Raw genomic sequence first — 2,060 nt, forward strand, 5'->3', positions numbered from 1 at the left:
CTCGTCGAGGATCTTGTCCAGCATCTCGTCAGTGATCTCGTCGGCCGTTTTCAGTTTTCCACGTGCGATGCCCGGCTCGCCATGAATGCCCATGCCGATCTCCATCTCGTCCGGTCCGATCTCGAAATTCGGCCGGCGGGTCTGCGGCAGCGAACAGGGCGACAGTGCCACGCCCATGGTGAAGGTATGATCGTTGGCCTTCCTGGCGATGCGCTCGCATTCATCGAATGACAGCATCCGGTCGCAGGCTGCACCAGCGGCTTTGAAGATGAAGAAATTGCCGGCGACACCACGCCTTCTGTGTCTCTGGTCTCGCGGCGCCGATGCCACATCGTCAGTGGTCAGCACGGTGCGCGCCTCAATGTCATCCATCGCCGCCATCTCGGCGGCCATGTCGAAATTCATCACGTCGCCGGCATAATTGCCATACATGAACAGCACGCCGGCGCCGCCGCTGGCCGCCTTGGCGCATTCGAGGATCGGGTCGGGCGGCGGCGAGGCGAAGACATTGCCGATCGCGGCCGCGTCGGCCAGCCCCTTGCCGACGAAGCCGAGGAATGTCGGCTCGTGGCCGGAGCCACCGCCGATGACGAGGCCGACCTTGCCCTGGCGAGGTCCATCGCGGGCGATAATCGAGCGTGGGCTGCCCGCCGCGCTTTTGAGATGGCGGGGATGCGCAGCCAGGATGCCTTCCAGCATCTCATCGACAGTGCGGTTGCCGTCGTTGACGATCTTCTTGGTCTGCACCTGCATCCTCCCGAGTTTCGTATTTTCGCAGATAGTACAGCGTGTTACCGGGATTTCTACCCGGCGACCGACATTTCAGCGGCGATACGTTCCCGCGCGGCCAGGATCTGCATGCAGGCATTGGCTGCCTCTTTGCCCTTGAGCTTGAAGTGCTCGAAGAAGAGGCGGTGATGTTCCGCGCCGTCATGATAGTTGTGCGAAAGCAGGAGTTTGACCGCCGCGCTGAGAACCTTGACGACGTTCCGACCTGATCGCCCTTGAGGGCAAGGGAGGAGCTGATAACTTGCAGCGTTAAATCGCGATCAGGGGCAAGGCAGGCAGAACCTTGTCCAAGGTGATGGGAAATTCACGCACTCGCACGCCGGTCGCGTTGTAAATGGCATTGGCGATAGCAGCCCCCGCACCGCAGACGCCGAGCTCGCCGAGACCCTTCGCGCCGAGTGGATTGGCCTTGTCGTCATGTTCCTCGAGGAAGACGACCTCCATCTCGGGGACGTCGCCATTGATCGGGACGTGATACTCCGCAAGGTCGTGATTGACGAAGTGGCCGTAGCGCGGGTCGAGCACCGTCTGCTCCATCAGCGCCGCACCGATCCCCCAGGTCATGCCGCCGATGATTTGCGAGCGCGCGGTCTTGGCGTTGAGTATACGGCCCGCGCCCATCACAGCCAGCATCCGGCGCATGCGGATCTCACCGGTATCGCAATCGACTGCGACCTCGGCGAAATGTGCTCCATAGGAATGCTGCGAGTAAGCCTTGTATGACTGGGTGGCGGCGCCTGCGGCTACGGAGCCTTCGGCCTCGAGCCCGTCGGGAGCGATCCTCCGGATGAGGTCGGCCAGGCCTGCCGACCGCTGGCCGAACCTGACCTCGCTGTCGGCAAAGCTTGCCTCGGTGGCGTTCGCGCCGTGCAGTGGCGAGGCTTCGCTCGACCGCGCCGCCTCCACGATCCGTTGCTTGAGGGCGTTGCAGGCGTTATGCAGCGCCGAACCCGCGCTTGCCGCGCCCCAGGAACCGCCGGAGCCGGCGGTACGCGGGAAGCGGCTGTCGCCGAGCTCCACTTTGACGGACGAGATCGGCACGCCGAGATTTTCCGCAGCGATCTGAGTCAGGATCGTATAAGTGCCGGTCCCAATATCGGTCATGTCGAGCCGCGCCGTCACCCGACCGTCCCGGTCGAGTGCAACCCGCGCCGTCGCCGCGCCGATGTAGTTCGGACGGATCGCCGCCGCCATGCCGTAGCCGATGAGCTTCCGGCCCTCTCGGGTGCGGCCGGGTGTCGGGTTTCTCCGCTCCCAACCGAAACGGCGGG

Annotated in this window: 2 protein-coding genes and 1 pseudogene; all 3 read right to left on the reverse strand. The window is 63.8% G+C overall.

Annotation, left to right across the window (positions count from 1 at the left end):
- Window positions 1–747 (reverse strand): dihydroxyacetone kinase subunit DhaK (locus EOA86_RS32320; protein WP_164892215.1); only part of this gene is annotated, 747 nt, incomplete at its 3' end.
- Between the two features lie 56 nt (window positions 748–803).
- Window positions 804–983 (reverse strand): annotated as a pseudogene (locus EOA86_RS40850) (hypothetical protein); the annotation flags it as partial.
- Window positions 984–1,038: 55 nt separating this feature from the next.
- A partial coding sequence (locus tag EOA86_RS32330) for a molybdopterin cofactor-binding domain-containing protein (RefSeq protein WP_164892216.1) occupies window positions 1,039–2,060 on the reverse strand: 1,022 nt, incomplete at its 5' end.

Source organism: Mesorhizobium sp. M5C.F.Ca.IN.020.32.2.1 (genome assembly GCF_004023105.1).
In the GTDB taxonomy this organism is placed as follows: Bacteria; Pseudomonadota; Alphaproteobacteria; order Rhizobiales; family Rhizobiaceae; genus Mesorhizobium; species Mesorhizobium wenxiniae.